The organism is Streptomyces sp. NPDC050504 (assembly GCF_044458065.1).
Classification (GTDB): Bacteria; Actinomycetota; Actinomycetes; order Streptomycetales; family Streptomycetaceae; genus Streptomyces.
In genome coordinates, this window is sequence record NZ_JBITHO010000008.1 from 183,706 (window position 1) to 210,616 (window position 26,911).

Here is a 26,911-nt window from a genome sequence, read left to right on the forward strand (position 1 = left end):
AACCCGCGCCGGGCACCGTCATCGGGCGGACGGGACCCGCATTGTCAGTGGCGGGGCCTACCGTGTGCGTATGACTGAGTCCGAGCACTCCCTGGAGTGGACCGTCGTCGCGAGCGACATCGGTCCCCTGCTGCTCGCCGCCACCCGCGGCGGGCTGGTGACCGTGGGCTTCCACGCCACGCCCGCGGTGCGGGAGCGGGCCCTGGACCGGCTGCGCTCGCGGCTGGGCGCCGAGCCGGTCGAGGCGCCCGGCTCCGCCCGGCTCGCCGAGCCGATACGCCAGCTCGCGGAGTACTTCGCGGGCGGGCGACGGGACTTCGCCCTGGAGCTCGACTGGACGCTCGTGTCCGGTTTCAACCGCCAGGTGCTGCGCGAGCTCGCGATCGGGGTGCCGTACGGGACGGTGGTGAACTACGGCGAGCTGGCCGACCGTGCGGGGCAGCCGCGCGCGGCGCAGGCGGTCGGTGCGGCGATGGGCGCCAACCCGCTGCCGGTGGTGGTGCCGTGCCACCGCGTGGTGGAGAGCGACGGGGGCCTGGGCGGCTTCGGCGGCGGCCTGGAGACCAAGCGGCAGCTGCTGGCGCTGGAGGGAGTGCTGCCGCAGCCGCTGTTCTGACGTCCGGGCCGGGTGCGGAACCACCGGGCGCCGCGGGGAGGCCCGTCCGTGACCTTCCAGCAGGCCACGGGGTGTGACAACGATGTTTCGCGCGTGCGAAACGGCTGGCACACTGCGTCCGTGACCTCGACCGTTGACGCCGCCCACATACCCGCGCCGGAGGAACTGCCCGCGCTGCGCCGCCGCACCACGGCGGTACTGATCGCCAGCCAGATCCTCGGCGGGCTCGGCGTCCCGATCGGCATCGCCCTGGCGCCGGTCCTGGCGACCGAGGTGAGCGGCACGGAGGCGCTGTCCGGCCTCGCGCCCACCGCTTCGGTGGCGGGCACCGCCCTGCTGTCACTGCCGCTGGCCGCGCTGATGGCCTCGCGCGGCCGCCGCCCCGGCCTGGTGCTGGCGTACGCGATCGGCGCGCTCGGCGCGGCCCTGGTGGTCCTGGCCGCGGTCGTCGAGAGCTTCCCGCTGCTGCTGCTCGGCATGGCGGGCTTCGGCGCGGGGTCGTTCGCCACCCTCCAGGCACGGTTCGCCGCCGCCGACCTGGCCGAGCCCGACCGGCGCGGCCGGGCGATCTCCACGGTCATCTGGGCCACCACGATCGGCTCGGTCCTCGGACCGAACATCGCCGCGCCCACCAGCCGCCTCTTCTCCGGCACCGCGATACCCGAGGCGGCGGGGCCCTTCGTCTTCGCCGGCGGGATCTTCACCGTGGCCGCGGCCGTCGTCGCCGTCCTGCTGCGCCCCGACCCGCTGCTGACCGCCCGCGCGCTGGCCCCGCGGGACGAGCAGGCGGCGCGGAGCGGTTCGCTGCGGGCCGGGCTCGCCGCGGTGGCGGCGTCGCCGATGGCCCGGCTCGCCCTGGTGACGGTGACCGTCTCGCACACCGTCATGGTCTCGATCATGGTGATGACCCCGGTCGACCTGGGGCACCACGGGGCGGACCTGCAACTCGTCGGCCTGGTCATCAGCGGCCACATCGCGGGCATGTACGCCTTCTCGCCGGTGATGGGCTGGCTGGCCGACAGGTTCGGACGGCTCTCGGTGATCGGCCTGGCGGTCGGGCTGCTGTGCTGCGCCGCGCTGCTCGCGGGCACGGCGGGACCCAGCCACGCACAGAGCGCCGCCGGTCTCTTCGTCCTCGGTCTCGGCTGGTCGGCGGGGCTGGTGTCCGGCTCCGCGCTGCTCACCGACTCGGTGCCGCAGTCGGCCCGCGCCGCCGTGCAGGGCCTCTCCGACCTGACCATGAACGCGGCGGCGGGCATCGGCGGCGCGGTCGCCGGACTGGTCGTCGCGCGGGCGAGCTACGGCTGGCTCAACGCCATCGGCGCCTGCCTGCTGCTGCCGATGGCCGCGCTCGCGCTGCTGCGGGCGGTCGGCCGGCCCCGCAAGGCCTGACCTCCGCCCGCAGGTGCCGCCGGAACCCCGGTGCCGCTGGGCCGCTGAGCCGCTGTTACGGCAGGGTGATGTGGTACGCCTTACGCAGAGTCTCGTGGACGGTCCAGGTCGTCCGGTCGCCCTCGCGCAGCACACAGGCGTCGCCGGGCCCGACCTGAAGGGTGTCGCCGCCCTCCACCTCGATCGTGGCGCGCCCGCTGACGACCACGAACAGCTCGTTGGCCTCGGTGTCGGTCACCACGCCCGGGGTGATCTGCCAGATGCCGCGCAGCTGCTTGCCGTCGGTGGACTCCCACAGCACCTTGCCGGTCACCACCGGGTCGCCCGAGACGATCTGCTCGGGGTCGAGGGGCTCCACTTCGAGATCGGCGTCCGGAATGTGCACGGCGAAGGAGGCGGGAGTCTGGTCGAGTGTCGTCATGGCGGGCACCCTAACCTGCCCCGGTCAGGCCCCTGACGTGCGGTCCCGCGGTCCGGCTCGGCGATTGTCAGTGGTCGCGTCTAGCTTGGGATCACTGGGGATCGGCCGCAGGGGCCGACCGGGTTGGGGAGAGGTGCGCCATGTCCGCTGCGCAGGGACGGAACACGACTTATCTGGAGCTGTCCCAGGACGACGGCGGCGCGCACAAGTTCTACGAGGTGACCGTCGACGGCACGACCGTGCACGTGCGGTACGGCCGGATCGGCGCCGACGGACAGCGTCAGACCTCCTCCTTCCCGACCGTGGAGAAGGCGCGGGCCGCGGCGGCCAAGAAGGTCGGCGAGAAGGTGCGCAAGGGGTACGCGCCCGCGGTCCAGGGCCAGCGCGCCGCCCGCGCCGTGACGCGCCGTCAGGTCACGTCGGCGCCGTCCACCGCGCGGGCCACGGCCCCGGTGCTGTGGCGCTTCCGTACGGGCGACTCGGCGTTCGGGATCCACGTGGACGAGGAGCACTGCTGGGTGGGCAACCAGCGGGGCGACGTCTACACCCTGGGCCACGACGGCGAGGTGCTCTCCCGGTTCTCCCTCCCCGACGGCGTCAAGTGCCTGGTCGCCGACGACTTCTGGATCTACGCGGGATGCGACGACGGCAAGGTGTACGACCTGTCGTCGAAGGTCCCGTTCGCCGCGTACGAGATCGCGGAGGACGTGGACATCTTCTGGCTGGACATCCACGAGGGCGTGCTGAACGTCTCCGACCGCAACGGCGGTCTGACGGTGATCGACCACGAGGACGAGTTCCAGTGGTCGCGCAACTCCGCGGGGAACAGCGGCTGGATGGTGCGGGCCGACGACCGCGCGGTCTACCACGGCCACAGCCAGGGAGTGACGGCCTACGCGGCCGACGGGACCGGACAGCTGTGGCACACGACCACCACGGGCAACGTCCTGTTCGGCTGGCAGGAGGAGCACGCCGTGTACGCCGGGACGGGCCGCCGCGTCGTCCAGCGCATCGACAAGTCGACCGGGCGGATCGAGGCGGCCTTCACCTGTGACGCGGCGGTCTACTCCTGCGCGACCTCGCCCGGCGGCCAGTACGTCTTCGCGGGCGACTCCGCCTCGTCCGTCTACTGCTTCACCTCGGACGGCACCCGGCTGTGGAAGCTCGGCACGGGCGGCGGCTCGGCGCTCTCCATGCAGTACCACGCGGAGAAGCTGTACCTCGTCAGCACCGACGGCTCGCTGGCCTGCGTCGACGCGAGCGAAGCGGCGATCGCCGCGGCCCAGTCGGGCACGGTCCCGGTCGCCCAGGACATCAAGCTGGCCGCCGCGCTGCCGACGTACGTGCCCCCGGCCACGCCCGCCGCGGTCGCCACGATCAGCGCCGTGCCCGCGCCGGGGAGCGGCGTGGTCGTGGAGTGCGTACAGGAGAACGGCCGACTGCGGGTGCACGTGCTCTCGGACGGCTACGAACCGTCCTGGAACGTCCAGTTCCCCCGGGCGATACGGCAGGCCGGGGCCCGTTACGTGGTGGACGCGCTGCACGGCGCGTCGGGCGGGTTCTACCGGGTGCGCGGGGAGATCAGGCGGCTGGTCTGAGCGCGGCGCGGGGGAAGGTGCGGGCCGGGCGCGGGGCGCGAGGTTTGCCGGGGTGTCCCGTGCGCCAGTGATTGGGGCATGCCACAGACGCAGAAGCCGATGCTCGCCGAAGAGGTGCGTGACGCACTCGCCGAGGGCCGCCCCGTCGTCGCCCTGGAGTCGACGATCATCGCCCACGGACTGCCCCGACCCCGCAACCTCGCCGTAGCCGAGGAGCTGGAATCGCTCGTACGGTCGCGGGGCGCCGTGCCCGCCACCGTCGCCGTACTGGACGGACGGCCCCATGTGGGCCTGGGGAAGGAGCAGTTGGAGCGGATCGCGGAGGATCCGGGCATGCGGAAGCTCGGCCACCGCGACCTGGCCCCGGCCGTGGCGACGCGGGCGAGCGGAGCGACGACCGTGTCCGGCACGGCCTTCCTGGCGGCCGGGGCCGGCATCCGGATCTTCGCGACGGGCGGGCTCGGGGGTGTGCACCGCGCGTGGGAGCAGAGCCAGGACGAGTCGGCCGACCTGCGACTGCTCGCCTCGACCAGGATCGCGGTGGTCTGCGCGGGGGTGAAGTCGATCCTCGACGTGCCGGCGACGTTGCAGCGGCTGGAGACGCTGGGAGTGGGGGTGATCGGGTACGGGACGGAGTTCTTCCCCGGTTTCTACCTGAGCAGTTCGGGCGAGCCCGTCGACTGGACGGTGCGGACTCCGGAGGAGGCCGCGGAGGTGATCCGGGCGCAGGACGCGCTCGGCGGGCCGGACGCGGGGCTGATCGTCGCCCGTCCGGTGGCGGAGGAGGAACAGTTGGATCCGGCGCTGCACGACCGGGTGCTGGAGCACGGGCTGGCCGAGTGCGAGAGGCGGGGGATCACGGGGCAGGCGGTGACGCCGTTCCTGCTTGACCATCTGGTGCGGCACACCGAAGGGGCTTCCCTGGAGGCCAACTTGGCGGCGGTGCGGGGGAACGTCCGGCTCGCGGCGCGGATCGCGGTGGCGCTGTGAGGGGGCGGGGGTGAACGGGGAGCGCGGACAGGGGGCGAGGTCGGAGGCGAGGTCGGGGCCGGGGACGGGGACGGGGACGGGGACGAGATTGAGCGGGGGCGGCTCGGGTGGCGACGGCTGGAGCGGGGGCGGCTCGGGTGGGGGGTTGTTGGTCGTCGGGGACGTGGTGACCGATGTGGTGGCGCGGCACCGGGGCCCGCTCTCACGGGGCACGGACACGGCCGCCAGGATCAGGACGGTGCCGGGCGGGGCGGGGGCCAACGTCGCGTGCTGGGCGGCGCGTCGCGGAGCCGGTGGCGGGCGCGAGGTGCGGCTGCTGGCCCGGGTGGGCGCGGACTCGGCCGCGTGGCACGAGGAGCGGTTGCGGCGGGCAGGGGTGCGGCCGCTGCTCGTGGTCGACGAGCGGGCTCCGACGGGCACGGTCGTCGCGCTCGTGGACGAGGAGGACGGGCGCGCGGAGCGGACGTTCCTCACGGACAGCGGGGCCGTACTGCGGCTGGATCCGGACGACTGGTCGCCCGCGCTGCTCGACGGCATCTCCCATCTGCACCTCTCCGGGTACCTGCTGTTCGCCGACAGCAGCCGGGAGACGGCGCTGCTGGCGGCGCGGGCCGCCCGGGAGCGCGGGGTCACGGTGAGCGTGGACCCGGCGTCGGCGGGGTTCATCGCGGGATGGGGCGCGGGACGGTTCCTGGCGGCGGTGGACGGGGTGGACGTACTGCTGCCCAACGCGGACGAGGCGTGCCTGCTGACGGGGGCGGCCGAACCGGAGGAAGCCGCGGTGGAGTTGAGCAGGCGGTTCCCGCTGGTCGCGGTCACGCTCGGGGCCGGGGGCGCGCTGTTGGCGGCGGACGGCGCGGTGGCCGTGCGGGCGGCGGCTCCCGCGGTGGTCGCGGTGGACTCGACGGGGGCCGGGGACGCGTTCACCGGGGGCTTCCTGGCGGCCCGGCTGGCGGGCGCGGACGGGGCGGGGGCCGTCGCGGCGGGCTGTGCGGCGGGGGCGGAAGCGGTGGGGATCGTGGGAGGGCGGCCGGTGGCGCGGGAAGGGTGACCGGTGGCGCGGGAAGGGTGACCGGGTCAGTGCGTACGGGCAGCCCAGGCGGGGTGGTGGGGGTCGTCGGCGCGTACGACCACGTCCGCGCTGTCGGCGGGGGCGGCCTCGTCCTCGTACCGCTGGAAGGCGGGCAGTGTCCAGCGTTCGGGCTCGGGGGTGCGCCGGTGCAGGGCCCCCGGGGAGAGCCGGACGTGGACGGTGAGGTCGAAGGGGAACCAGTGCCCCTGGAGGAACGGCCCGTGGACGATCAGTACGGCGCCTTCGGGCAGTTGCCGGTACGGACTCCGGGTCGCCCGGTCCTTCGCCGGGTCCCACAGGTCGGGCAGTACGCGTCCGCTGCCGCCGGGCTCCAGGGGGCCGAAGACCTCGCGCCACAGGGCGCCCGTGTCGAACCAGCTGCCGAAGTACGAGTCGGGGTCCTCCTTGCCGTACTCGAACCGCAGTGAGGCGGGCCGCAGGAAGCCCTCCGTGGAGACGACGAGGACCGCTCGGCCGTGCCGCGCCCGCAGCGCTTGCGCCACGGCGTCCGCGAGCTGCCCGGTGGCCGCGGCGGGCGCGCCGTCGACCGCGAGCCTGGGACAGGGGCCGCCGTCCGACGGGGTCAGCGCGTCGGCACGCGCGGCGAGGGCGTCGGCCAGGCGTTCCCAGGTGATCGGTTCGAGTCGCACCGACCCATCATCGCCGACCGCCCCGCACCAACCACTCCCCCGCACGGCCACTCACCCGCCTGCCCACACGGCCGTCCGGCCGCCCGGGTTCTGCCCACGCGGCCGCACGGCTGCCTGCCCCCTCGGCCGCTCGGGCTCTGCACTCACGAAACCGGCTGCCGGAACAGCCCCACGTTACCCACCAGTTGCTCTTCACCACATCCTCACACCGGAGCAGACTGGCCCCCTTCGATCCCCCCGGTCGTCCCATTGGCATCGGCAACGAAGGAGGGGGCCATGCAGCCACAGCCCCCGGCACTCCCACCACGTCCCCGCTGGGCGCGGAAGCGCGTGGCGATACCCGCGCTCCTGATCGCGCTGTTCCTCGGCGTGGGCATCGGCACGTCGGGCGAAGGGGGGAACGGCGACAGCGGCAAAGAGGACCGCGCCGCACCGGCGGTCCGGCCCACCGTCACCGTGACCGCCACTCCCGCGGCCGCGCCCGCGCCCGCGCAGAAAGCCTCCGCGACCCCGGCCGCGCAACCCGCTCCGGCACCGACCGTCACGGTGACGGTGACGGCCACCGCGACCGTGACCACCGAGCCCGACCCGGTCGACGACGGAAGCGGCAGCGCGAACGGCGGCGGCTCCGACACCGGGAGCGACGACAGCAGGTCCGCGCACTACGCCAATTGCGCCGCGGCCCGCGCCGCCGGAGCCGCGCCGGTGCGCAGGGGCGACCCGGGGTACGGACGGCACCTCGACCGCGACGGCGACGGCGTGGGCTGCGAGTAGCGCCTCGGGCCCCGCCTCATCGGCCGCGGGTCCCGCTCATCCCCGCAGCGCGACCGCCAGCGGCCCCTCGCCCGTCACTTCCACGGCGCCGTCCGCGACGCCCTGGGCCAGAGTCAGCTCGCCGCGGCTCAACGCGACGCACGTCTCCGCGCTCAGGGCGATGCGGGCGTCCGGCACTCCGTCGACGACGGGACCGTCGCCGTACACGGACGCGCCCACTGCCCCGTCCGGGCCCGCGCCCGCCCCGGACGCGTCGCCGCCTTCCCCGACCCGTACGTGGAAAACCCCCTCGTCGAGCCGCACCTCCACAACCCCCGTCCCCTCCACACCAGTACCCGCGCCCTCCGCCGTACCGGCCGCACTCACCGTTCCGGCCGCGCTCACCGCACCCGCCCCACGCACCACCGCCTCCAGTTGCCGCAGCAGCGGTACCGCGAACCAGTGCGCCCGCACCGCGTCCGTCGGGCGCCGTTCCGCGAGGGCCGGCGCGCCCCAGGTCGCGAGCGCCGTGAGCACCGGCAGCAACTCGCGACCCCGCCGCGTCAGTTCGTACACGGAGGCGGCCGCGGGCGGCGGCAGGCGGCGGCGCGTGGCGATGCCGTCCCGCTCCATGTCCTTCAGGCGCGAGGCGAGCACGTCCGTCGACACGCCGGGGAGGTCGGCGTGGAGGTCGGTGTAGCGCCTGGGTCCGGCCAGCAGCTCCCGTACGACCAGCAGCGTCCAGCGGTCGCCGACCGCGTCGAGGGCGCGGGCCGCGGCACAGAACTGGTCGTAGCTGCGGCCGCGTCGGGGCGTCGGACGAGGCGGGCGAGCAGTCGTCTGGCGAGGTGACATGGCACGCAGTCTAGCCATGTTGTTGGACTTTCCAAGCGTGAGCTTGGTAAAACCAAGCAACACCACTTCTGGGGAGGCCACGGCATGGAGTTCCGGCAGTCGAGCAAGCTCAGCGAGGTCTGTTACGAGATCCGCGGCCCGGTCATCGAGCACGCCAACGCCCTGGAGGAGGCCGGGCACAGCGTGCTGCGGCTCAACACCGGCAACCCCGCGCTCTTCGGTTTCGAGGCCCCCGAGGAGATCGTCCAGGACATGATCCGGATGCTCCCGCAGGCGCACGGCTACACCGACTCGCGCGGTGTCCTCTCCGCCCGCCGCGCCGTCGCCCAGCGCTACCAGGCGATGGGGCTCGACGACGTCGACGTGGACGACATCTACCTGGGCAACGGCGTGTCCGAGCTGGTCTCCATGGCCGTGCAGGCGCTGGTCGAGGACGGCGACGAGATCCTCATCCCGGCGCCCGACTTCCCGCTGTGGACCGCCGTCACCACGCTCTCCGGCGGCAAGGCGGTGCACTACGTCTGCGACGAGGCCGCGGACTGGAACCCGGACGTCGACGACATGGCGTCGAAGATCACCGACCGCACCAAGGCCGTCGTCATCATCAACCCCAACAATCCCACCGGCGCGGTCTATCCGCGCGAGGTGCTCGAAGCGATCCTCGATCTCGCCCGCCGCCACGGCCTGCTGGTCTTCGCCGACGAGATCTACGACCAGATCCTGTACGACGGAGAGGTCCACCACCCGGTCGCGTCGCTCGCCCCCGACCTGGTCGTCCTCACGTTCAGCGGACTGTCCAAGACGCACCGGGTGGCCGGTTTCCGCTCCGGCTGGCTGGTGGTGTCGGGCCCCAAGCAGCACGCCCGCAGCTATCTGGAGGGCCTGACGATGCTCGCCTCCATGCGGCTGTGCCCCAACGCCCCCGCGCAGTACGCCATCCAGGCGGCGCTCGGCGGACGCCAGTCCATCCACGAGCTGACCGCCCCCGGCGGCCGGCTGTACGAACAGCGCGACCGCGCCTGGGAGAAGCTGAACGAGATCCCCGGAGTCTCCTGCGTGAAGCCGAAGGGCGCGCTGTACGCGTTCCCGCGCCTCGACCCGAAGGTGCACCCCATCCACGACGACGAGAAGTTCGTCCTGGACCTGCTGCTGCGCGAGAAGATCCAGGTCGTGCAGGGCACGGGCTTCAACTGGCCGCGCCCCGACCACTTCCGCATCCTCACCCTCCCGTACGCTGACGACCTCGACGCCGCGATCAGCCGGATCGGCCGCTTCCTGAGTGGATACCGCCAGTGACCCCGTGCACCACCTGCCGGACACCCGTCCACACGCAGTTCGCCTCCCCCGGGCTGGTCGACGCGATCGTGAACGGCCGGCTGGACGCGGCGAAGGATCCGGCGTGGGCGGAGTCGGGTGCGGAGTCCGTCGAGGACTACGCGCGGTGGAGCGACCACCTGTGCGGGGTGACGTGCTTCCAGATGGCGCTCGGCCCTTCCGCCCCGTCCCTCTTCGAACTGCGCGACGGGGCGCGGAAGTACGGCGCGTACACGGAGGACGCCGAGGGGAACATCCGGGGGCTGATCTACGCGCCGTTCGCCGAGTACGCCCGCGAGGTGCACGGCGTCGACGCGACGGTGCACCGGGAGCTGGCGCTCGACGAGATCCCCGCGCTGCTCGACGCGGGCCGGACGGTCATGGCGTCCGTGCACCACGCGATCCGCACGCCGGACCGCGAGCCGCCCTCGCGCGGCGGCCACCTGGTGCTGCTGACGGCCCGTACGCGCGACACGGTCCACTTCCACAATCCGTCGGGCACGACGGCCGACACCAGGGCCGCGGACCTTCCGCTGGCCGACTTCGGCAGGTACTTCGCGGGACGCGGGGTCTCGCTCGGCGGGTACGCCCAGGCTTGAGGACGTACTTCCCGGCTTGAGGACGTCTCCCCGTCCGGAGGGCGTACTCCCCGGCTTAGGGGCGGTGCCGTTCCCAAACCAGCGTTTTCGCCCGGCGCTCCTGGGGCGCGGGTTTCCTGGTGCGCTCCCGGCGGTATCCCCCTCGCATGAACCTCGTGGTCATCGAGCCACGCAAGCAGCGCCACTGTTCGGAGTGCCGTCGGGGCCCGCTCGTCCTGCACGTCGTCGAGTTCAACGCGCCCGTCTGTCTGGCCTGCGCCGACCTCGCCCACCTCGTCTACCTGCCGCGCGGCAACGCCGCCCTCACCAGGCGGGCGCGCGAGGCGAGCGCGCTGTCGGCAGTGGTCGTACGGCACAACAGGCGCCGCACCCGGTACGAGCGCCAGGGCATCCTGGTCGAGGAAGCGGCCCTGGTCCTCGCCGAGGCGGCCTGCCTCGCGGACGCCGAGTCCCGGGCGCGGCGCAGGGTCCGCGACGCGGCCCGCCGCGCCGAACATGACGTGCGCACCACGGCGGCGCTCACCGCCGAGATCCTGCGGCTCTTCCCTCACTGCCCCCAGGAGCGCGCCCGCGTGATCGCCGCGCACGCCTCGGTGCGCGGCAGCGGCCGGGTGGGCCGCACGGCCGCAGGCCGGGCACTGGACGAGTCGGCGGTCACGGCCGCGGTACGGGCGGCGGTGCGGCACGACGACACGGAGTACGACGCACTGCTGATGGCGGGGGTGCCGAGGTTCCGGGCCCGCGAGCGGGTCGCGGCACGGATCGGGGCGGTGCTGGCGCGGTGGCGGGGAGATACGGAGTGACGGGCGACGGGCGGGAGTGACGGGGAGGGGGACGGGAAGGGGGCGGGAGGGGGCTCCCGTACGGGCCGGAAGCCGCCGCACCTACCCGCCGCTTCCCCTGGGTATCCCTCCCCCATGACGGATCGCCCGCTGCTGCTCCTGGACGTCGACGGCCCCCTCAATCCGTACGCGGCACACCTTCCGCGCCTGCGCGGCTACACCACGCACCGTTTCCGCCCGGCCAACTGGTCGGCCCGGCAGACCCCGGGATCGCGCGCCCTGCGCCGCGGTCTCGCCGTCCGCCTCAACCCCGCCCACGGCGCCCGCCTCACCGCACTCCCCTACGAACTCGCCTGGGCCACCACCTGGATGCACCAGGCGAACGAGATGATCGCCCCGGTCATCGGCCTGCCCGGGACGCTCCCCGTCATCGAATGGCCCGAACTGTTCGGCCACGACCCCGACGGCCTGTACTGGAAGACCCGTCATCTGCTCACCTGGGCGGCGGGCCGGCCGTTCGCCTGGGTGGACGACATGATCACGGACCTGGACACCGCCCACGTGACGGCCCATCACGACGCCCCCGCGCTCCTGCTGCGCATCCACCCCGGCCGGGGGCTGCGCGAGTCCGACTTCGCGGAACTGACGCGGTGGGCCGCCGCGCTGTGACCGGCCTCCCGAGGGTCCCCGGCCCTCCGGACGTTCCGAGTCCTCCGGGCGAGTGCGTGCACCCCCGCGACCGCGACCGGGAAGTACACGAGCCCGCCGGCCGCCGACCGCACCGTCTCCACTTCGACGCCGGCCGCCCGCAGCCGCCGCACGGCCCACAGGGCGTACGGGACGACGACGGTGGGGGACGTGAGCACTCCCGGCGTGTAACCCCGGTACAGGGCGGCCTGCGCCAGGTGTACGGCGCCGTGCAGGCCGAACCCGACCAGTACCGTCCGGAAGAACCGGCTGCGCCCGCCCGTCCGCGCCCCGGCGGCCGACGCGGCGGCGAAGACCCCGGCCATGGCGCCGATCGCGACGTTCACCTCCCGCTGGGAGATCTCCGTCCGCTCCCACACCGCGGCGGGGACCCGGGGGAAACGTTCCTGGAGACCGGGGCGGGCGCGCTCGATCCAGCGCGCCATGGTGGCCAGTTCCTCCGCGTCGTGGACCGCCCAGGCGGCGAAGAGCCCCCAGGTGACTGCCGGACCCACCCCCGCCCCTGTTCCCGCTACCGCCGCTTCTGCTTTCGCGTTCCGCACGCGCCCTCCCGACAGCCCTATAATGCAACGCAACGTTGCGTTGTATTTCTGGACCTTAGCCCGCCCTCCCCCTGTGCCACAATCCACAAACGCAACACAACGCAACGTCGCGTCGCGTCGAACCGCCCGCCCCGCACCCACCCCGCACCCGCCTCACGCCCTCCCGGAGCCCGCCCATGCCCGCCACCCCCCAGCGCCGCCCCGGCAAAGGCCCCCGAGCGGCCGAGGCGATCTTCGACGCGACGCTCCGGCTCCTGGCGGACCGCGGCTACGCGCGGCTGACCATCGAAGCGGTCGCCGAGCAGTCCGGCGTGAACAAGACGACGATCTACCGCTGGTACCCCTCCAAACCGGCCCTCCTGCGCGCGGCGCTCCTCCACGCGCGCGTGCTCGACATCGACGTCCCCGACACCGGCACGCTGCGCGGCGACCTGATCGCCCTCACCGACCGGATCGCCACCCTCGTCACCGCGCCCCGCACCGGGCCCGTCGCCCGCGCGCTGCTCGCGTCCGGCGACGCGGAACTGGACCCCCTCACCCGCGACTTCTTCGCCGACCGCCTGGCCCGCGAGCAGCCGGTCTTCAGCCGCGCGGCGGCCCGGGGCGAGCTGCGGCCCGGCACCGATCCCAAGCTGGTCGTGGACCTGATCGCGGGCGCCGTCTGGGTGCGCGTCCTGCTGCGCGGCGAACCGGTCCCGCCGGGCTTCTCCGCGACGGTCGTCGACGCGGTGCTGCCCGGAGCCGCTTCGGCGCCGTAGAAGGCCACCGCGGGGTTAGGGTGGCGCGGCGAGGGGGTGGACCGTGGGTGGCGAGTAGCTGCGGGTGCCGGTGGGACCGGACGCCGGACGGTGGAGGACCCGGGGCGAGGGCCAAACCGTGCTGTTCGTCGCGCACAACGTGACCTCGGCGACGCGCCTGCTGGACGTACTGCCGCTCTTCGACGACCAACTGGGAACGCAGTGCCTGGCCACGTGCACCGGGTCGTCGCCGTTCCTGGCCGGGGTGGACGAGCTGTTCGCCCGGGTCGAGCTGCCCGTACTGCCCTGGGAGCAGGCCAAGGAGCTGGACTTCGACCTGGTGGTGAGCGCCAGCTACGGCGGTGAACTGGAGGCGTTCCAGGGGAGGTTGGCCGTCCTTTCGCACGGCGTTGGATACAATAAGAGGCTTGCCTCACCGGACACCGGACACCGGACACCGGACACCGGACACCGGACACCGGACACCGGACACCGGACACCGGGTCGGCGAGAAGGCGGAAGCGCCGGGACGCCCCGGACCGGAATCCCGCCCCGTCTTCGGCCTCGGGCCCGAGTGGCTGTTGCATGACGGCGAGCCCCTCGCCACCGCGACCGTGCTCTCCCACCCCGAGCAGTTCGAACGGCTCCGCGCCGCATGCCCCGAGGCCGCCGGAACCGCCGTACTCGCCGGTGACCCCTGTTTCGACCGGATGCTCGCGGCGCAAGGGCGCCGTGCCGGCTTCCGGCGCGGGTTCGGCGTCGAGGACGGCCGACGGCTCGTCGTGCTCAACTCGACCTGGGGACCGCACTCGCTGTTCGGCAGCGCGGAACTGCCCTGGCTGCTGGAGGAACTGACGGGGACCCTGCCCGTCGACGAGTACCGGATCTGCGCCGTCCTGCACCCCAACATCTGGTACGGGCACGGACCGGGCCAGGTGCGGCGGTGGCTCGACCGGGCCCGTAGGTCCGGGGTCGTGCTCGTGCCGCCGCTCGACGGCTGGCGGCAGGCGCTCATCGCCGCCGACCTCGTCATCGGCGACCACGGTTCCGTCACGTTCTACGCCGCCGCGCTGGGCAGGCCCGTACTGCTGGGCGCCTTCCCCGAAGGGGAGCTCGACCCGGCGTCCCCCGTGGCCGAGCTGGGGCGGATCGCGCCCCGGCTGCGCTTGGGGCGGCCCCTGCGGCGGCAGATCGAGCGGACCATCAAGGGGTACGCCCCGGGGCGGTACGACGGGGTCGGGGCCCAGACCACGTCCGCTCCCCTGGAGTCCGCCGGCCTGCTGCGGCGCGTGTTCCACGGGATCAGCGGCGCGCCCGAGCCCGCCCGGCCCGCAGCGCTTGAGCGGCTCGACGACGTGCGGGGGTTCGACCGGGCGGTCGAGGTGCCGCTGCGGGTCCTCACGTCCGTCCTGGGGCCCGGCGAGGTCGAGGTGACCAGGTACGCGGACCCGCTGCACGAGCCCGCCCTTCCCGAGGCCGACGACGCCCACACCGCCGTACCCGAGAAGTGCCGGGACGAGGGGCGGCTCGCGCTGGCCGATGTGGTGCTGCTGCACGGGGTCGAGGGCGAGGGAGCGCGGGCGGCCCGCGCGCGGGCGCACGAGGTGCTGCGGCGGTGCCCGAACGCCGCTCTGTCGGCATGCGTCCTCGGCTCCGAAACGCGTGCCGTCGCGACGCTGCGGGACGGAACGGCGGTCGAACTGGCCGCACGGCCCGCCGGTTCGGAACCCGCTGGCTCGACCGAGGTCGGATCGAACGGCGGGTTCGACGATCCGTGCGATCCCGGCGCCTACGCTTCCGCCCTGTACGCCTGGCTGTCGAGCGGCAAGACCCTCGAAGAGCTCGGCGGGCTGCTGCGCGTACGGACCGGCCGTACCGTTCACCACGTGGACGTCGCGGTCATCCCTCCGGAAGCCCGACCAGACGCTCCCTGACCCGAGCCGCTCCCGGAGCCCCCGTCGCCTCGTGGAACCGCAGCGCCTCTTGGAGGTGTCGGCGCCGCTCCGCCGGGGTATCTGCGGCCTCGGCCCGCAGCTCGGCCACGGCCGCCTGCTGCACGGTCGCCTTCTCCCGCGCCATCCGCTCCGCGGCCTCGGCCAGCCACTGCTCCGCACGCCGCGCGTCGCCCGCCGCGAGGGCGGTCTCACCGAGACTGGTCAGGACACGGGCCTCGTTGTACGGGTCGGGGACCTCAAGCCTCCTCAACAGATCACGGGCCCGCTCCAGTTGGACGACCGCATCGCCGTACTCCTCCTGCCCCGACAGCGCGCGGCCCAGATGGTGTTCGAGCAGGGCGGTCGCGCGCGGGTCGTCCGTGAGGGAACGGGCGCGCCGGAAGCAGTCGGCCGCCTCCGCGTACCGCCGCTGCCTCAGCCTGAGCAGGCCCAGCGACTCCACCGCCGTGGCCTCGCCCCGGGAGTGCCCGGCCGCGCGATCCGCGTCGGCCGCCGCCCCGAACGCGGCCTCGGCCTCGTCGAGCCTGCCGAGCCCTAGGTGGGCGAAGCCCAGTTGGGCGTGCATGCGGCCGAGCGCCATGGGCGCGTCGGGGCAGTTCTCCGCCGCTTCGACGCCGAGCCGGTGCGTGGCGATCCAGTCCTGGTGGAAACCGCAGCGCAGATGGACGGACCAGAGGGTCTCGCAGAGCTGCCAGGTGAGGTCGTCGTCGCCGTAGTCGGCCGCGGCCCGCACCGCCTCCGTGAGGTTCTCGCGCTCCGCGAGCAGCCACTCCAGGGCCTCGGCCGGGGTGTCGTACGCGGGTGGGCCGAGCCGCTCGTAGGCCGGGCCGATGTGCCAGCGGCCCGGCATCACGCAGGCGTCGGCCGCCGCTGCCGCTCCCGCGTACCAGCGCAGCAGTCGGCGCACCGCCGCAGCCGAGCGCGCCGGGCCCTCCTCGTGCAGGGCGCGCTGCTCGGCGTGTGCCCTGATCAGGTCGTGGAAGCGGTAGCGGCCGTGGGCGACCTCCTCGACGAGGTGGATCTCGGCGAGGTCTTCGAGGAGGCGGGTTGCGTCGCGCTCCGGCAGACCGGTGAGCGCGGCGGCACTCGCCGGGGTCGCCGTGGGCCAGGGGCGCAGCGCCAGGAGCCGGTAGAGACGGGCCGCGTCGGGGGCGAGATCGGCGTACGAGGTGTCGGCGACGGCGTTCTGCGGGGAGCCGGCGTCGGATGCGCGGTCCGCGGTCAACTCCCGCTCCAGCCTCTTCCAGGTCAGGTGCTCGCGCACGGCCACCCGTTCGGCTGCCAGGCACAGCGCCAGCGGCTGTCCCGCACAGCGGCGCGCCACCGCGCCCGCGCCCGCCATGTCGCGGCCCCGTGCGATCCGGGCGAGCAACCGCTCGGCGTCGGGCGGGTCGAGCGGGCCGAGTTCGATGTGGTGCGCGCCGCGCTCGTTGATCAGCCGGGAGAGTCTGTGACGGCTGGTGACCAGGGTGAGGGAACCGGGCGCCGTGGGAATCAGCGGGAGCACCTGACCCACGGAGTGCGCGTTGTCGAGGACGGTGAGGACGCGGCGGCCCGCCGTGAGGCTGCGGAACAGGCTCGACTGTTCCTCCTCGTCCGACGGGATCCACTGCGGGGCCACTCCGAGGGCGCGCAGGAATCGCGTCAGTACGACGGAGGGGGTGAGCGCGGTGGCGGCGGCGTCGCCCCGCAGGTCGGCGTGGAGTTGGGCGTCGTCGTAGTCGGCTGCCAGGGCTGCGGCCGCGTGCGCGGCCATCGCCGACTTGCCGATGCCGCCGGGTCCCGAGATGACCAGGACGTTCGGGGCGTCCGGCGACTCCGCGGCGAGCGCCGAAAGTCTCGCCCGTTCGGTCGTACGGTCGGTGAAGTGGCGGGTGGGGGCGGGCAGCAGGCGCGGGGGCGGCCAGCCGGGGACGGCGAAGGGCACGGCCGTGGCCTGTGCCCCGGGCGGCGCGTGGTTGATGGTCAGCGCGCCGATGCTCTGGGCCTGGACGGCCGGGCCGTTGACCGTGCCGCCGAGGTCGTTCCTGCCGCCCAACTCCGCGCCCCCGTCCCTCTCGGTCGGTCCGTCCGGCCTGTCCGGTCGGTCCGTCCGCACTGCCGAGGAGCAGGCTACCGGGGGAAGTTGGGCTCGTCAGGCGCCGAAGAGCCGGGCGCGGCAAGGGAAAAGGCCGGGCGGGGACCTGGAACGGTTCCGGGAGAGGTTCCCGGAGAAGGTTCCCGGGGAAGGTCCGGGACCGTTCGGGTCAGCCGTCCCGCAGGGCCCTCAGCACGGCCACCGGGTCCGCGTCGGGCACTCCCCTGGGCCACCACTCTTCGGTTCCCCCGGTCGTCTCGTCCGCGTCCGACTCGTAGCCGTACCAGCGCGCGTCGCGGCCGAGTCTGAGCTGGTGGCTGCCTCCCGTGTAACGGTTGCGCCAGGGGCGGAAGTTCTGGTGACCCGCTGCGGCCAGGGCAGGGCGGGCCCGGTCGAAGGGGCCCGCGGGCGGGTCCCACGGCTCCTCCAGCACCGCGAGCCCCTCGCGCCCGCCCTGCCGCCAGGCGGCGACCGCGCGGGCCAGGTCGGTGGGGGTACGACGGGTGGCGAACGCCAGCTCGCGGTAGAGCCCGCGGGTGGTGGCCGTCAGGCCCGCCGTGGGGCGGGCGGCGGCCAGCCGGACCGCGTCCTGCCAGACCGTGAGGCCTGCGGTCGGGTCCTCGCCGGTGGCCAGGAAGGCGTGGGCGGCGGCCGCCGCGTCCATGGCCAACTGGTCCAGCGAGAGCGGATCGGGCATCGCGCCGCCGGAGGCCGCGCCGCCGGGGTGCCGACCGCCAGCGGGCGCCGCCGGTGTCGGGTACGCCGGTGGCTGGCCCGGGTGCGGGGGGAGCGGGAGCGGTGGCGGCAGGGGCGGCAGAGTGCGTACCGCCAGTGCCTCGCGCGCCAGGACCGTGGGCATCGCGGGCGCGTCCGGGCGCTCGCGGGCGGCCAGCGAGGCGTTGCGGCGGGAGAGTTCGTCGAGGATCTCGCGCTCGCCCCTGCCCCGCATCAGGAGCAGGACGAAGGGATCGGCGTCCAGCAGCCGGGCGGTGCGGTAGCAGAGGGCCGCCGTGTGTTTGCAGGGGCGCCCTTGGTCCGGGCAGGTGCAGTGGGGCAGCAGGTCGCCGGGGCCTGGCAGCAGCGGGACCTCCGCCGTGTCCGCCAGGGCCTGCGGCATGTCCTTGTCGAGGAGGGCGGCCAGCTGTGCGGGGTGGGCGGCCGCGTCGTCGAGGAAGGTCTCCCACTGTTCGTCGGAGAGGGTGCGCAGGCGGATCTCCGTGCGGTACGGGCGGGGGCGGCTGCCGTGCACATAGGCGATGACCCGGCCGGGCGTGACCGTGATCGCCGCGACGTTGCCCTCGTCGGCGTAGGCACTGCCCCTGGCGAGCCGCCGCGGGTCGAGCGAGAGCGCTTCGAGCGCGGCCCTCCAGGCGGTGCCCCACCAGGTCTCCGGTCCCTGCGGCGCGCTCTCGAAAGTGCGTCGGCGGTCGTCCACGTACCGCGTCACGTCGGCCTCCGCAGCGTCACCAGGTCCGCCAGTTCACGGTCGGTCAGCTCGGTCAGGGCGGCCTCGCCCGAGCCGAGCACCGCCTCGGCCAGGGCCCGCTTGGCCGCGATCATCTCGGCGATGCGGTCCTCCACGGTGCCCTCGGCGATCAGCCGGTGGACCTGGACCGGCTGGGTCTGTCCGATGCGGTACGCACGGTCCGTGGCCTGCTCCTCGACCGCCGGGTTCCACCAGCGGTCGTAATGGATGACGTGGGACGCCCTGGTGAGGTTCAGACCGGTGCCCGCGGCCTTGAGCGACAGGAGGAAGACGGGGACGTCGCCCGACTGGAAGCGGTCCACCATGCGCTCGCGCTCGGCGACGGGCGTGCCGCCGTGCAGGAGTTGGGAGGGGACGGCGCGCGCGGTGAGGTGCGCCGAGAGCAGCCTGGCCATCGTCACGTACTGGGTGAAGATCAGGACGGAGTCGCCCTCGGCGATGATCGTGTCCAGCAGCTCGTCCAGCAGGGCCAGCTTGCCGGAGCGGCCGTGCAGCCGGGTGGGCTGCTCCTTGAGGTACTGCGCGGGGTGGTTGCAGATCTGTTTGAGCGCTCCGAGCAGCTTCATGATCAGGCCGCGGCGCGCGATGCCCTCGGCGGCCTCGATCTGCGTCATCGTCTCGCGCACCGCCGCCTCGTAGAGCGTGACCTGCTCGCGGGTGAGCAGCACCGGGTGGTCGGTCTCCGTCTTGGGCGGCAGCTCGGGCGCGATGCCGGGGTCCGACTTCTTGCGGCGCAGCAGGAACGGGCGGACCAGGCGCGCGAGCCGCGCCACCGCCTCGTCGCCCTCGTCCTCCGCGCCGTTCTCCACCGCGCGGGCGTGCAGCGCGCGGAACGACTTGAGCGGGCCGAGGAGGCCGGGGGTGGTCCAGTCGAGGAGGGCCCAGAGCTCGGAGAGGTTGTTCTCCACCGGAGTGCCGGTCAGCGCCACGCGCGCGGGGGACGGGATCGTGCGGAGCGCCTTGGCCGTGGTCGCGTTCGGGTTCTTGACGTGCTGCGCCTCGTCCGCGATCACCAGGCCCCAGGGGTGGGCGGCCAGTTCGGCGGCGCTGGTGCGCATCGTGCCGTAGGTGGTGAGGACGAAGCCGGCCCGCCCCGCGACGGGACCGGGGCCCGTGGAGCCCGTATCGCCCGTGGAGCCCGTACCGACGGAGCGGGGGCCGACGGAGCCCGGGTCGGTGGAGCCGGGGCCGACGGAACCAGGTTCGGTGGAGCCGGGCCCCGGGAGGTCGAGGCCTGGGAGAACGAGTTCCGTGACGCCCTGCGCCTTGCCGCCCGGCCCCGCACCCGTGCCCGCGCCCGTGCTTCCGGGCCCTCCGTCGGCCCCCGGCAGCGCGCGGTCCGGGCCGTGGAAGCGGGTCACCGGGACGCCCGGGGCGAACCGGGTGATCTCCCGGTGCCAGTTGCCGAGCAGCGAAGCCGGGCAGACGACCAGCGTGGGCGCGGGGTGGTCGCGGTGCAGGTGCAGGGCGATGACCGTGATCGTCTTGCCCAGGCCCATGTCGTCGGCGAGACAGCCGCCGAGGCCGAGCGACGTCATGCGGTCCAGCCAGGCCAGGCCGCGGAGTTGGTAGTCCCTGAGGGTGGCCGCGAGGGCGGGCGGCTGGGCGAGCGCGGCGGCCTCCCCCGTCAGCCGCTCCCTGAGGTCGGCGAGCGCCCCCACCGGGACGACCGGCACGCTCGCGCCCTCGACGTCCGCGGTTCCGCCGAGCGCGGCCGCCAGCGCGTCGACCGGCTGGAGCAGCCCCAACTCTCGTTTGCGCGCCTTGCGCACGAGAGCCGGGTCGACCACCACCCACTGGTCGCGCAGCCGCACCACGGGGCGATGCGCCTCCGCCAGTGCGTCCATCTCTCCGTCCGTCAGCGGTTCGCCGCCCAGCGACAGCTGCCAGTTGAAGGCGAACAGCCGTTCGGCGTCGAAGAAGGGCGTGCCGTCCGTGGCCGATCCGGGGGCCGGGCGGACCACGGCCGTCGCCGTCAGCGAGCGGGCCAGTTCCTTCGGCCAGTGCACCGCGACGCCCGCCGCCGCGAGGCGCGGAGCCGCGTCGCCCAGCAGTTCGTACAGCTCGTCCTCGGTGACGGCGAGGACGTCGGGGACCGGCTGGCCCAGCAGGCGTTCCAGGGGCGGCCAGACCCGGGCGGCCCTGCGCAGGGCGAGCACCGCGTCGATCTGGGCGCGCGGGCCGAACTGTTCGCCGCCCCCGCCCTGCCACAGCGCGGCCGCGTCGATGACGTACGTGGGGTCGGCGAGGCTGTGCACCTGGACGACGGCCGCCGCCGCGTGCCGCGCCCCGGGGTCGTCCGCCGCGTCGAAGAGCGTGAACGCCGACAGGTCCAGGCGCAGCGACACCCCCACGCCCGCGTCCGCGCCCGCCGCGACCTCGATCGCCCACTCGCGCGCGCCCGGCAGGCGCTGCGCCTCACGGGCCGCGAACGGCGCGCCCACGGCGAAGGCCGCGGCGGGCGTACGCGGCCGGGAGTCGGCGACCGCGTCGACGTACGCGCTCACCAGCGCCTCCGGGTCGGGCAGCCGGAGCGCGGAGCCCGCACGGCCGGACGCGGAGCCGGACGCGAGGCCGGACGCAGAGCCCGGCTCGACGCCGGGTGTCCGGCGTGCTGCGGGGCCGACCGGTACCGCGTACCCCTCAGGGGGCAGCGCGGCCGCGATCGCCCTCAGGTGCGCCGCGTCCTCCGCGTCGCGGGGCCCGGCCCGCCACGCGTCGTGGTCGTCGTCGGTCAGGCCCGGCAGCAGCCGACCGCGCGCGATCAGGTGCAGCGCGTGCAGCGTCGCCGCGCCCCAGCAGCGGGCGGCCGGATGAGCGGCGGGGTCGTGCCGGGCGCGGACCAGCAGGGGGACGGCCTCGGTCAGGGGCAGCAGTACGGCGGGCACGGTGCGCCTTCTGACGCCCGCGGCGCCGTGCGCGCGCACGACCGTCAGTTCAGAGGTCCCACCGGTCGGCGCGAGGCCGTCCGGGGACCAGAAGGCGACCCGCCCCTCCCGGGGCAGCGCGGCGGGCAGGAAGACCGCGGCGCAGCGGGTCAGCGAGGCCGGTGCGGCCCGGCCGGCATCCGATTCCGACATCGCGCGCCAACCCTCCCTTCCCGCACGGGGCCCGTTCCGGGCCGACAGCCGTGATCAACTCGACTCGGCGAGTCTAGGCCGGGGGTCTGACAACGGCCCGCACCTCATCGTTCTCGCAGGTCAGAGCGGTCAGCGCAAAAATGCGTTGCTCATGCCGCCGCCGGTGCGCGACGCTCCCGGCGTGACCGACGACGTCCTCAGCTCAGCGGCGCACGCCGCCCCCGAAGCCCCCGCCGCCACCGCGCGCTCCGTGGCCGCCCTCTTCCGCGACGGCCGCCTCACGGCCATCCCGCGCAAGACGGCCCGCCGCGAGCAGTTGCTCGGCCACCTCGCCAGCACGCTCTTCGAACCGGGCCGCGCCTACACCGAGCGCGAGGTGAACGAGGCGCTGCTCACCGTCCACGAGGACTGCGCCGCGCTCCGCCGCTACCTGATCACGGGCGGCCAGCTGGCCCGCACCAGGGACGGCGGCAGCTACCAGCGCGCGGCCGCCTGACGCACCCAGGACCGTCGGCAGCGTCCCGCGCTCAGCGCACGCCCTCCCACAGCAGCCGTTCCCGGCTCCTCGGGTCGTGCGCCACCGTGCCGTCCTCGGCGCCGCCGTCACCGCCGCCGAACACCCTGGTCGCCCGCGTCCCCGTGTCGTACGGCTCCCAGCCCGGGTCGCCGGTCCTCGCGAACGCCACCCACGCGCCGTGCATCGCGTCCGCCACGTCCCGGGGCGCCGCGTCGCCGATCACCGGGACGTACGCGGGGTCGTCGACCCGGTCGAAGACGAAGCCCAGTTCCGCGCCGTGGCAGGCGCCCAGGCGCCCCTCGAACCTCGGGGAGCGCCAGGCGAACTCGTACACCCGTGTCCCCGGTACCGCCTCGGCCAGTCGGATCGCCGGGATCCGGTAGAACCAGTCCGTCGCGAGCGCGTCCAGGATCTCGCCGTCCGAGGCACCGGGCCGCGCCTCGCGGTAGGTGTCGGGCCCCTTCTGCGGGTCGAGCCCGTACGCGGCGGCCATGGCGCGCAGTTTCCGTCCGGACAGTGCGTCGATGCGGCCGACGGGCACGAGGAAGAGGCGGTACTCCTCGCGGTTGCTGCCGACCAGGATGTCCACCCCGCAGTCGGGGCCCGGCATCGGCAGCCCGTCGTCGCCGGTCACCGGTTCGAACGGCATCACGTTGACCGCGACCTCGCCCCACAGTTCGCGCTCGGGTCGGCGGCCGATCTCGGCCCTCAGTTCGCCCTGTGCGCGCAGCAGCGCGGCCATCGGTACGGCGGCGAAGGCGTCGGCCGTCGGCTCGACGCCCAGCTTTCGGGCGAGGTGCGCGGTGACCAGCCGGGCCGATGCGGGGCGCAGCCAGTGGTGGCAGGCGCCGCTCTGGAGGACCGCCCGGTGGAAGAGGCCGCGCGCCCGCTCCACGGTGAGCAGGACGCCGATGCCCATGGCGCCCGCGGACTCCCCGAAGACGGTCACCCTGTCCGGGTCCCCGCCGAACCGCGCGATGTTGTCCCGCACCCACTCCAGTGCGGCGATCTGGTCCAGCAGCCCGCGGTTGTCCGGCACCCCTTCCAGGTGCAGGAACCCGTCCGCGCCCAGCCGGTAGTTGACGCTCACGAAGACCACGCCGTCCCGGGCGAAGGCACTGCCGTCGTACGCGCAGGCGCCGCCCGAGCCGTTGGCGAAACCGCCGCCGTGCAGCCACACCATCACGGGCAGCCGCGCGCCGGGGCCGGGCGACGGGGTCCAGACGTTGAGGTTCAGACAGTCCTCGCCGTCCCGGTTCTCCTCCGGGATGAGCGCGTCCAGCGGCGGTTCGTACGGGGACTTGGGGGCCGTCGGGCCGAACCGCACCGCCTCTTTCACTCCCGCCCATCCCTCCGGCGCGACGGGCGGGCAAAACCGCAGCCCTCCGTACGGAGGTGCGGCGTAGGGGATGCCCAGGAACGACGCCGTACCGTCCGCCGAGACCCGCCCTTCGACCTTGCCGTGCCGGGTCGTGCACACCGGACGTCCATGGACGCCCGCCACCTCGACACCCGCCACCACGTGCTCCTTCCGTCCGACCGTTTCGCCTGACTGGCCGCGCACCGGATGCCGTGCCGTACGGGACCCGGCAAGGTGTCATCGACCAGTACGTTTCCCCACGCAGCGAGACAAGGACGATCGCCCATGACCGTCACCCAGCACCGGAGCCGGCGCCGGAAGCTCGCCGTCGCCACCGGAGCCGCGCTCCTGGCCGTCACCGTCGCGGGCTGTTCCGGGCTCGACCGCACCATGGTGGGGACGCTCTCGTACAAGACCGGCGAGGACCACCACGTCACGGTCACCAGCCCTTCGGTCAAGGGCTGTCACCGGCTCGCCCCGGCCGGTGCGAAGGAGATCGAGAACCGCACGCTCGTCGACATCGTGCTGTACCGCACCGCCGACTGCACGGGAGGCGACACGACGTACGTGGCCTCGGCGGCCAGCAACGTCATCGCGCCGCGCAGCCTCCCGTGGCGCAGCTTCACGACGGTTCACTGAGCCCGGGGCCACCGCACCGCCGTGCCCCGGGCGCCCGCGTCACGGCCCCTCGGGTCCTCGCGGCGCGGGGGGCGCGGCACCGCCCTGGTTCAGCGTCCCCACCCGGCCCACCTGGATCACCGAGGCGTGCGTCCCCCCGTTGACCGTGTTGTTGTACACGATCTGCTGCGCGCGGGACCGCGGGTCCAGTTCGTCCAGAATGGCGCGGAGGTCGGCCGCGGCCGCCGGGTTGGCGATCAGCGCGTTGCGCATCCGCTTGCCCCACTCGGTCCGCACCTCGGACGAGATCAGCTCGGCCGTCTGCTCGTTCCCGGTGGCCCGAGCAGCGGTCAGGTCCTCCCTGGACGCCTCCAGCTCGGCCTCGACCGCCTCCTCGTCCGCCCCGCTGGTGCGCGCGATGAACCGGGCGATCAGCCCCCTGGCCTGCGCCCAGCCCTCGGACACCATGTGCTGCACGAGCGCCGCTCCGCCTGTCGACGCCAGCGCCACCAACTCGCCGTCCATCGGGCCCCCTTCACCGTTCCGTTCGCGTACGTCCGGTTGCGTACGACCAGTTGCGCGCGCACCGGTTGGCTCCAGACCCACGGTATCCGCTGCCGCCCGCTACTTCAGCAGGAACTTCTCGGCCTCCCTCGCTCCCGCGACGGACCTGCTCTGCGTGGAGTGTCCCGCGCCCTTCAGGACGACCAGTCGGGCGCTCGGTGTGCGGCGGGCGACGGCTTCGGCCCAGGCGAGCGGGGTGGACAGGTCTCGGTCTCCCGCGAGCAGCAGTACGGGCATGGTGAGGGGCCTGGCGGGCGCCGCCCTGTTCGGGCGGGTCACGGGCCACGGCAGACAGGTCCGCGGCAGCCCCTGTGCGCCCGCGGTCTCGCGCTGGAAGGGCCAGACCGTACGCGGTTCGATGGCGTTCACCGCCCTGCGCAGCGCCTCCGCCCTGCCGTCGGGCGGTGCGGCCGAGTCCCCCCACGGCCAGGAGGTGTCCGCGCACAGGGTCGCCGCGTGCAGGCCCGAGCTGAACTCGGCGGGCGAGGCCCCGTCGGAACCGCCGAACTGTGCGATCAGTCCGTCGAGGCGCCCGGGGTCCCCCTGCGCCGATGCGTGGAGGGCGGGGAGGATGCCCAACTCCCCGTTGGTCAGCCGGGGGTCGATGATGCTGGCGACGACCAGCAGGTTGAACAGTCCCGTGCCGTTTCCGTCCCGCCGCACCACATCGGCCGCGTCGGCCGCCGGGTCGTAGCCGCAGGACTGTTCGGCGCAGGCGGTGCGCAGCACCGGGCCCGCCCGGCCCAGCGACTCCTCGTAGAGCGCGCCCGCCCCGTCCAGCGGCACCACCGAGTCGAGGATCAGCCGCTTCGTACGGTCCGGGTGGCTGCGTGCGTACTGGCCCGCGGTGTAGGTGCCGTACGAGACCCCGTCGACCGCGCCCCACTGCCGCACCCCCAGGGCGGCCCGCAGGTCCTCCAGGTCGGCGACGGTGTCGGCCGTGGTGTAACGGCCCCTCAGGTCGCCGAGCCCGTCGGCGCACTCGCGCACCGCTTCGGCGCTGGGCGGGACGGTGTCGCTGCTGCCTACCTCCTTCTGGAGGCGCGGACAGTCGACGGCCGTACCGCCGGTGCCGCGCTGGTCGATCATCACCAGGCGGTACGCGGCAAGGGCCTTGGCCAGGCGCTTGCGGACGGTGCCGACGAACGGGACGCCCGGCTGTCCGGGGCCGCCGGTCAGGAAGAGCAGGGTGCCGCGCGGGGCGTCGGCGTCACCGACCGTCGCGACCCGGAGCTTCAGGGTGCCGCGCAGCTCTCCCGTACGGTCCAGCGGGACGGTCAGGTCGGAGCAGGTCGCGCCGGACTGTCCGGGGCAGGGGCGGGGGTCGGTGAGTGCGGGCCGTCCGGCGGTGCGCGGCGCTCCGGATCCCGGCGGGCCGTCGGCGCCCGACGCACCGGGGGCGGACGTGACGCAGGAGGCCACGGTGAGCGCTGCGGCCACCGCCGCACAGGCGCGGGTGAGGCGTTTCATGAACTCCCCCGGAAGAGTCGGTGGTGCGGGTCGCTCCCATGGTCGGGGCGGAACCGTCCGTACCGCCGGAGGCTGCGTACGGGAGGGGGAAGGAGCGTCCGTACGGTGCCGCGCGCGTGCTCCGTGTGGCGGGTCCGCGCCCCGCCCGTACGACGCCCCCTGAAGCCCGCTCCCCGCCGTACGACGCCACGGTGCCGTTCCCCCGCCTCAGGCCGCGCGGCCCCGCACCCGCGCGATCAGCTCCGCCGTCTCCCGGCGCCGCACCCGCGCGACGACCGCGAGCAGCACCGCGAAGACCAGCGGGGTCACCGCGAGCGGCGGGTCGAGGACCGTCAGCTGCATCACGAAGGCACCCGCCATCAGCGCTATGAGGCCGATGGCCGCCGCCCCCGCGAGCGCCGGGACCAGCAGGGCCACGGCGCCCGCCAGTTCCACGCCGCCGACCGCGTACATCAGCCAGTCGCCCCAGCCGATCCGGTCGAAGGACTCGACCGCCGACGAGTGCCCGACCAGCTTCGGGGAGGCGCTGGGGACGGCGAAGAACAGCGCCAGCAGGACCTGGAGTCCGCGCACGGCGAGGTGGGTGCGGCGGGAGGGGGCGCCGACGGCGGTGGGGAGGGCTGCGGCGGAAGCGGTGGGCGCGGTCATCTCGTGCTCCTCAGAAGGGTGTTCCTCGTGCTTTCAAAGAGGTAGACCGCACCCGTCCGCGAAACTCATCGCTCCCGGAGCAACGAAGATCCGGACGCGCGACGACG

The 26,911-nt window shown here is 74.3% G+C and carries 25 protein-coding genes; 14 read left to right on the forward strand and 11 right to left on the reverse strand.

The window, feature by feature from the left end; translation table 11 throughout:
- Positions 1 to 70: 70 nt before the first annotated feature.
- Positions 71 to 616, forward strand: coding sequence for a methylated-DNA--[protein]-cysteine S-methyltransferase (locus ACIBNE_RS29015; RefSeq protein WP_399276646.1), 546 nt, complete (start codon positions 71 to 73; stop codon positions 614 to 616).
- A 120-nt stretch (positions 617 to 736) separates the two neighbouring features.
- Positions 737 to 2,008, forward strand: a complete 1,272-nt coding sequence (locus ACIBNE_RS29020; protein WP_399276648.1) for an MFS transporter — start codon at positions 737 to 739, stop codon at positions 2,006 to 2,008.
- A gap of 55 nt (positions 2,009 to 2,063) precedes the next feature.
- Here ACIBNE_RS29020 and ACIBNE_RS29025 read toward each other — a convergent pair whose 3' ends face one another.
- Entirely contained in the window at positions 2,064 to 2,429 is a 366-nt protein-coding gene (locus ACIBNE_RS29025) for a cupin domain-containing protein (protein ID WP_399276650.1), read from the reverse strand.
- A 140-nt stretch (positions 2,430 to 2,569) separates the two neighbouring features.
- Between ACIBNE_RS29025 and ACIBNE_RS29030 the strand changes: the two genes are divergently transcribed.
- From ACIBNE_RS29030 to ACIBNE_RS29040, 3 genes are all read left to right on the forward strand, one after another.
- Positions 2,570 to 4,027 (forward strand): WGR domain-containing protein, encoded by a 1,458-nt coding sequence (locus tag ACIBNE_RS29030; RefSeq protein ID WP_399276652.1) that lies wholly within the window; start codon positions 2,570 to 2,572, stop codon positions 4,025 to 4,027.
- A 78-nt stretch (positions 4,028 to 4,105) separates the two neighbouring features.
- Positions 4,106 to 5,017 (forward strand): pseudouridine-5'-phosphate glycosidase, encoded by a 912-nt coding sequence (locus ACIBNE_RS29035; RefSeq protein WP_399276654.1) that lies wholly within the window; start codon positions 4,106 to 4,108, stop codon positions 5,015 to 5,017.
- Positions 5,018 to 5,105: 88 nt separating this feature from the next.
- Positions 5,106 to 6,068 carry a carbohydrate kinase family protein gene (locus ACIBNE_RS29040; protein WP_399276656.1) on the forward strand — a complete coding sequence of 321 codons (963 nt, stop codon included), beginning with the start codon at positions 5,106 to 5,108 and terminating at the stop codon, positions 6,066 to 6,068.
- Between the two features lie 26 nt (positions 6,069 to 6,094).
- Here ACIBNE_RS29040 and ACIBNE_RS29045 read toward each other — a convergent pair whose 3' ends face one another.
- On the reverse strand, positions 6,095 to 6,739 hold the full coding sequence (locus ACIBNE_RS29045) for a uridine kinase (RefSeq protein ID WP_399276658.1): 645 nt from the start codon (positions 6,737 to 6,739) through the stop codon (positions 6,095 to 6,097).
- Between the two features lie 276 nt (positions 6,740 to 7,015).
- Between ACIBNE_RS29045 and ACIBNE_RS29050 the strand changes: the two genes are divergently transcribed.
- Positions 7,016 to 7,513: an excalibur calcium-binding domain-containing protein gene (locus ACIBNE_RS29050; protein ID WP_399276660.1), complete on the forward strand. Its 498-nt coding sequence runs from the start codon at positions 7,016 to 7,018 to the stop codon at positions 7,511 to 7,513.
- A gap of 36 nt (positions 7,514 to 7,549) precedes the next feature.
- On the opposite strand, the gene ACIBNE_RS29055 is transcribed toward ACIBNE_RS29050, so the two are convergent.
- Positions 7,550 to 8,365 carry a winged helix-turn-helix transcriptional regulator gene (locus tag ACIBNE_RS29055; RefSeq protein ID WP_399276662.1) on the reverse strand — a complete coding sequence of 272 codons (816 nt, stop codon included), beginning with the start codon at positions 8,363 to 8,365 and terminating at the stop codon, positions 7,550 to 7,552.
- A gap of 66 nt (positions 8,366 to 8,431) precedes the next feature.
- On the opposite strand from ACIBNE_RS29055, the gene ACIBNE_RS29060 reads away from it, so the two are divergent.
- The 4 genes from ACIBNE_RS29060 (at position 8,432) to ACIBNE_RS29075 (ending at position 11,711) form a co-directional block, all read left to right on the forward strand.
- The gene (locus tag ACIBNE_RS29060) at positions 8,432 to 9,643 is read left to right on the forward strand and encodes a pyridoxal phosphate-dependent aminotransferase (protein WP_399276665.1); all 1,212 of its coding nucleotides are present in this window, start codon (positions 8,432 to 8,434) and stop codon (positions 9,641 to 9,643) included.
- Positions 9,640 to 10,260: a peptidase gene (locus ACIBNE_RS29065; protein ID WP_399276667.1), complete on the forward strand. Its 621-nt coding sequence runs from the start codon at positions 9,640 to 9,642 to the stop codon at positions 10,258 to 10,260. The genes ACIBNE_RS29060 and ACIBNE_RS29065 overlap by 4 nt, the downstream gene beginning before the upstream one ends.
- A 146-nt stretch (positions 10,261 to 10,406) precedes the next feature.
- Positions 10,407 to 11,063, forward strand: a complete 657-nt coding sequence (locus ACIBNE_RS29070) for a DUF2293 domain-containing protein (protein ID WP_399276669.1) — start codon at positions 10,407 to 10,409, stop codon at positions 11,061 to 11,063.
- 114 nt (positions 11,064 to 11,177) lie between these two features.
- Positions 11,178 to 11,711: a hypothetical protein gene (locus tag ACIBNE_RS29075; protein ID WP_399276671.1), complete on the forward strand. Its 534-nt coding sequence runs from the start codon at positions 11,178 to 11,180 to the stop codon at positions 11,709 to 11,711.
- Here the strand turns inward: ACIBNE_RS29075 and ACIBNE_RS29080 are convergent.
- Positions 11,615 to 12,244, reverse strand: coding sequence for an HXXEE domain-containing protein (locus ACIBNE_RS29080; protein ID WP_399276672.1), 630 nt, complete (start codon positions 12,242 to 12,244; stop codon positions 11,615 to 11,617). The genes ACIBNE_RS29075 and ACIBNE_RS29080 overlap by 97 nt on opposite strands.
- Positions 12,245 to 12,468: 224 nt before the next feature.
- Between ACIBNE_RS29080 and ACIBNE_RS29085 the strand changes: the two genes are divergently transcribed.
- On the forward strand, positions 12,469 to 13,050 hold the full coding sequence (locus tag ACIBNE_RS29085) for a TetR/AcrR family transcriptional regulator (protein ID WP_399276674.1): 582 nt from the start codon (positions 12,469 to 12,471) through the stop codon (positions 13,048 to 13,050).
- A gap of 407 nt (positions 13,051 to 13,457) precedes the next feature.
- Positions 13,458 to 14,963, forward strand: coding sequence for a hypothetical protein (locus tag ACIBNE_RS29090; protein ID WP_399276675.1), 1,506 nt, complete (start codon positions 13,458 to 13,460; stop codon positions 14,961 to 14,963).
- Here the strand turns inward: ACIBNE_RS29090 and ACIBNE_RS29095 are convergent.
- The 3 genes from ACIBNE_RS29095 to ACIBNE_RS29105 form a co-directional block, all read right to left on the reverse strand.
- Positions 14,929 to 17,022, reverse strand: a complete 2,094-nt coding sequence (locus tag ACIBNE_RS29095) for an NB-ARC domain-containing protein (RefSeq protein WP_399276677.1) — start codon at positions 17,020 to 17,022, stop codon at positions 14,929 to 14,931. The two genes, ACIBNE_RS29090 and ACIBNE_RS29095, sit on opposite strands and share 35 nt — an antisense overlap.
- A gap of 208 nt (positions 17,023 to 17,230) precedes the next feature.
- Positions 17,231 to 18,508: an SWIM zinc finger family protein gene (locus tag ACIBNE_RS29100; protein WP_399276679.1), complete on the reverse strand. Its 1,278-nt coding sequence runs from the start codon at positions 18,506 to 18,508 to the stop codon at positions 17,231 to 17,233.
- Positions 18,505 to 21,627 (reverse strand): SNF2-related protein, encoded by a 3,123-nt coding sequence (locus ACIBNE_RS29105; RefSeq protein ID WP_399276681.1) that lies wholly within the window; start codon positions 21,625 to 21,627, stop codon positions 18,505 to 18,507. The genes ACIBNE_RS29100 and ACIBNE_RS29105 overlap by 4 nt, the downstream gene beginning before the upstream one ends.
- A 250-nt stretch (positions 21,628 to 21,877) precedes the next feature.
- Here ACIBNE_RS29105 and ACIBNE_RS29110 point away from each other — a divergent pair, with 250 nt between their 5' ends.
- Entirely contained in the window at positions 21,878 to 22,123 is a 246-nt protein-coding gene (locus ACIBNE_RS29110; protein ID WP_399277163.1) for a DUF2087 domain-containing protein, read from the forward strand.
- A gap of 31 nt (positions 22,124 to 22,154) precedes the next feature.
- On the opposite strand, the gene ACIBNE_RS29115 is transcribed toward ACIBNE_RS29110, so the two are convergent.
- The gene (locus ACIBNE_RS29115; RefSeq protein WP_399276683.1) at positions 22,155 to 23,663 is read right to left on the reverse strand and encodes a carboxylesterase/lipase family protein; all 1,509 of its coding nucleotides are present in this window, start codon (positions 23,661 to 23,663) and stop codon (positions 22,155 to 22,157) included.
- Positions 23,664 to 23,789: 126 nt separating this feature from the next.
- On the opposite strand from ACIBNE_RS29115, the gene ACIBNE_RS29120 reads away from it, so the two are divergent.
- Positions 23,790 to 24,143 (forward strand): hypothetical protein, encoded by a 354-nt coding sequence (locus tag ACIBNE_RS29120; protein ID WP_399276685.1) that lies wholly within the window; start codon positions 23,790 to 23,792, stop codon positions 24,141 to 24,143.
- 39 nt (positions 24,144 to 24,182) lie between these two features.
- Here the strand turns inward: ACIBNE_RS29120 and ACIBNE_RS29125 are convergent, their stop codons facing one another.
- The 3 genes from ACIBNE_RS29125 to ACIBNE_RS29135 form a co-directional block, all read right to left on the reverse strand.
- Positions 24,183 to 24,647: a hypothetical protein gene (locus ACIBNE_RS29125; RefSeq protein WP_399276687.1), complete on the reverse strand. Its 465-nt coding sequence runs from the start codon at positions 24,645 to 24,647 to the stop codon at positions 24,183 to 24,185.
- 99 nt (positions 24,648 to 24,746) lie between these two features.
- Positions 24,747 to 26,156: an alpha/beta hydrolase gene (locus ACIBNE_RS29130; protein ID WP_399276689.1), complete on the reverse strand. Its 1,410-nt coding sequence runs from the start codon at positions 26,154 to 26,156 to the stop codon at positions 24,747 to 24,749.
- A 207-nt stretch (positions 26,157 to 26,363) separates the two neighbouring features.
- Entirely contained in the window at positions 26,364 to 26,804 is a 441-nt protein-coding gene (locus ACIBNE_RS29135; protein WP_399276691.1) for a DoxX family protein, read from the reverse strand.
- Positions 26,805 to 26,911: the final 107 nt, after the last annotated feature.